Below are 3,451 nucleotides of genomic sequence, written 5' to 3'. Positions count from 1 at the left end.
CCCCAGCTCCTCCCCCGCCCCAACGGGCGGCAGCACAGCGGCAAAGAGTCTCATACGCACAATTCTTCCCACGCCGCGAGCCCGTACGTAACCCGATTACCGTGCGTATCGTTGTACGAGGCGACTGCCGTGCTGTGCGGCAGCGGGGAGGAGCGCCACGATGACCGTCATTGACAACGACAGGATCGCCATGGCCAATGAGAGCGACGAACTGATTCTGGACAGGCCAGCTCTGGACACGATGTTCGAAATGCTCGAAAAGATGCCGCTCCCCGAAGGAGAGAAGGTCCAGATCATCGGGGGACGCATCCGCATGTCGCCGCAACGTCGCACGCACTGGAAGATCATCCGCTGCATTGTGCGGGCCTTCGAAGATACGTTCGGCACGGACGTGGAAGTGATGTCGGACGTACGGATCGACTTCCCCGGATACCGCAACGGGTTCGCGCCGGACGTGGCCAAACTGGCCATTGACGCCACCGAGGATGCCGATGGCCGATGGCACTACAAGGACGTCGAGTTCATCGGCGAGGTAATTTCGAAAGACTCCGCTGCCAGGGACTACGGGGAGAAGAAGATCGCGTACGCGACCGCAGACGTTCCCGTCTACCTGGTCATCAATCCCTACACCGGCACGTGCCAGGTCTATACCCAACCGAAGGACGGAGGGTACGCCGTAGAGCAGACCGTCGCTTTCGGCGCGGAAATCGACCTCACCAATACCGTTCTGGGGATGACCCTCAAGACCGACAAGTTCCCCCGCGACTGACATCCGCGCCCCCTTACGCGACCGTCGCCAGCTCGCGCTCCTTCGTGATCAGCTCCACGTACGGGCGGCCCCGGCGCAGGTCGATTCGCACCCGGACCCCCGCCACCCGTGTCAGGACCACCGCGATCGTCGCCGCCGCCAGCAGCGACACCGCGCCGCCCGTCGCGAAGCCGACGCGCGCGCCGTAGGTGTCGGTGATCCAGCCGAGGAGCGGGCCGCCGACCGGGGTGCCGCCGACGAAGACCATCATGTAGAGGCTCATCACCCGGCCCCGCATCTCCGGGTCCGAGGCCATCTGGACACTCGTATTGGCGCTTATGTTGGTCGTCATGCCGATCATGCCGATCGGTACGAGCAGCAGCGAGAACAGCCAGACCGTCGGCGACACGGACACCGCGATCTCCAGCAGACCGAAGCCCATCGCCGCGAGGAGCATCAGCCGTACGCGGGTGGAGCGGCGGCGGGCGGCGAGCAGGGCGCCGGCCAGGGAGCCGGCTGCCAGCAGGATGTTGAAGACGGCGTACATCCCGGCTTCGCCGTCGAAGACCTCATGCGCGAAGGCCGTCAGCCAGATCGGGAAGTTGAAGCCGAACGTACCGATGAAGCCGATGAGGACGATCGGCCAGATCAGCTCCGGGCGTCCGCGCACATAGCGCAGCCCCTCTCTGAGCTGCCCCTTTCCGCGCGGGACGAGCACGGTTCTGTGCAGTTCCCGCGGTCTCATCAGCAGCAGGCCGGCCAGCGGCGCCAGGAAGGACAGACCGTTCAGCATGAAGGCCCAGCCACTGCCGACGGTCGTGATCAGCGCACCCGCCACTGCGGGCCCGATCAGCCGCGCGGACTGGAAGTTCGCGGAGTTGAGGCTGACCGCGTTGCGGAGCTGGTCCGGGCCGACCATCTCGGACACGAACGACTGCCGGGCCGGATTGTCGACGACCGTCACCATTCCGAGCAGGAACGCGATCAGATACACATGCCAGACATGCACCTGCCCGGACAGGGTCAGGACGGCCAGCGAGACACCCAGCAGTCCCATCGCGGCCTGGGTGAAGAGCAGCAGCAGCCGTTTCGGGTAGCGGTCGGCGACCACCCCGCCGTACAGACCGAAGAGCAGCATGGGCAGAAACTGGAGGGCCGTCGTGATACCGACGGCGGCCGAGGAACCCGTGAGGCTGAGGACCAGCCAGTCCTGGGTCACCCGGGACATCCACGTACCGGTGTTGGAGACGACGGCACCCGTCGCGAACAAGCGGTAGTTGCGGATCTTCAGCGACGAGAACGTCCCGCCGCCGGTCGCCCGGGGCTGCCGGGCCGTGCTGTCGTGGGTGGATTTCGGTGCGGGGGCGGAGTCTGCTCCGGGTCCCGTACTCAAAGTGGGTTCGCCTCCTCAGAGCGCGCGGATCACAGGTGGGCGAGCTTCTCCAGTACGGGGGCGGCAGCGCGCAGCTTCGCCCACTCGTCCTCGTCCAGGCCCTCGGCGAGGGACGCCAGCCAGACATTGCGCCTGCGGCGGCTCTCTTCGAGCATCGCCTCGGCCTCCTCGGTCTGGCTGACCACCTTCTGCCGACGGTCGTCGGGATGCGGCTCCAGTCTGACCAGGCCCTTCGCCTCCAGCAGCGCCACGATGCGGGTCATCGACGGCGGCTGGACATGCTCCTTGCGGGCCAGCTCGCCCGGCGTCGCGGAGCCGCAGCGGGCGAGGGTGCCCAGCACCGACATCTCGGTGGGACTGAGCGATTCGTCCACCCGCTGGTGCTTCAGTCGCCGGCCCAGCCGCATGACGGCGGAGCGCAGGGCGTTCACGGCGGCGGCGTTCTCGTTCGCGTCACCGTGGGACAGGTCAGGCATGTTTGTTAGCGTAACTCATTACCCTACCTAAATACCAGTCGGTCGCTCCAGGCGCCCCAGGGATCCACGAACCGGCCTACGAATCCCCACACATCACTCATACGAGTGAGTCTGCTCCGGAAAGTGACACGACCGGGCCGGGCCGCGCTCGAGGCTGGTCCGTATGGGATCGACAGTGCTCAGCCTGCGGATAGACGGTGAGCTGCTCGACCGCCTCAGGCGGCGGGCCGCCAGACGCGGAATGAGCGTCCAGGACTATGTGGTCGGCACACTCGTCCGCGACGACTTCGACGAACGGTTCATGGCGGCGGTGGAGGAGACGGAGCGGTTCTACGCGACGGGAGCGACAGGCCCGACGGGGAGGGCGTCCGGGACGGGGCTCGCATCGCGGCCGGCGTCCGGGGCCGGGGCGCTGGCCCCGGCGAGCGTGCGGGCGGCCGTCGCCGCCGCGCACAGACCGCCGGAGGGGTCGGCGTAGCCCCGCCCGGCCCCCCACCCGGCCCCGCCTAGACTGAGGGCCATGACCGGTTCTTCGACGAGAGCGCCCCGGCGCGCCGCGCCCGAGCCTCTGGAGGGGCCGGTCGTCGGCACCATCACGGGCGGCACGATCATCTGGTTCGTCCTCTTCCTGGTGCAGCTCCCGTTCTACGGCTGGTTCAGCGACCACGGGCACGCCTGGTGGATCTGGACCTGTCTGGCCGGCGGCGGTCTCGGGCTGATCGGCATCTGGTACGTACGGGGCAGGGACGCGGCGCTGAAGCGGGCCGCGGCGGCGAAGGAGGCGGAGGAGAAGGGCGAGGCGGGCCCGCCCCCGCACCACCCCGCGGCCTGACC

Annotated in this window: 5 protein-coding genes; 3 read left to right on the top strand and 2 right to left on the bottom strand. The window is 67.8% G+C overall.

The window, feature by feature from the left end:
- Nucleotides 1–160 precede the first annotated feature (160 nt).
- The gene (locus WH07_RS32550; RefSeq protein ID WP_046508135.1) at nucleotides 161–769 is read left to right on the top strand and encodes a Uma2 family endonuclease; all 609 of its coding nucleotides are present in this window, start codon (nucleotides 161–163) and stop codon (nucleotides 767–769) included.
- A 13-nt stretch (nucleotides 770–782) separates the two neighbouring features.
- On the opposite strand, the gene WH07_RS32545 is transcribed toward WH07_RS32550, so the two are convergent.
- Nucleotides 783–2,141 (bottom strand): MFS transporter, encoded by a 1,359-nt coding sequence (locus WH07_RS32545; protein WP_046508133.1) that lies wholly within the window; start codon nucleotides 2,139–2,141, stop codon nucleotides 783–785.
- 29 nt (nucleotides 2,142–2,170) lie between these two features.
- Nucleotides 2,171–2,617: a MarR family winged helix-turn-helix transcriptional regulator gene (locus tag WH07_RS32540; protein ID WP_046508131.1), complete on the bottom strand. Its 447-nt coding sequence runs from the start codon at nucleotides 2,615–2,617 to the stop codon at nucleotides 2,171–2,173.
- Between the two features lie 163 nt (nucleotides 2,618–2,780).
- Here WH07_RS32540 and WH07_RS32535 point away from each other — a divergent pair, with 163 nt between their 5' ends.
- The gene (locus tag WH07_RS32535) at nucleotides 2,781–3,095 is read left to right on the top strand and encodes a hypothetical protein (RefSeq protein ID WP_079023746.1); all 315 of its coding nucleotides are present in this window, start codon (nucleotides 2,781–2,783) and stop codon (nucleotides 3,093–3,095) included.
- A gap of 42 nt (nucleotides 3,096–3,137) precedes the next feature.
- Entirely contained in the window at nucleotides 3,138–3,449 is a 312-nt protein-coding gene (locus WH07_RS32530) for a DUF2530 domain-containing protein (RefSeq protein WP_046508126.1), read from the top strand.
- Nucleotides 3,450–3,451: the final 2 nt, after the last annotated feature.

The organism is Streptomyces odonnellii (assembly GCF_000981895.1).
GTDB lineage: Bacteria > Actinomycetota > Actinomycetes > Streptomycetales > Streptomycetaceae > Streptomyces > Streptomyces odonnellii.
The sequence above is the reverse complement of the archived record's forward strand: the minus strand, read 5'-3'. Positions and strand labels throughout refer to the sequence as shown.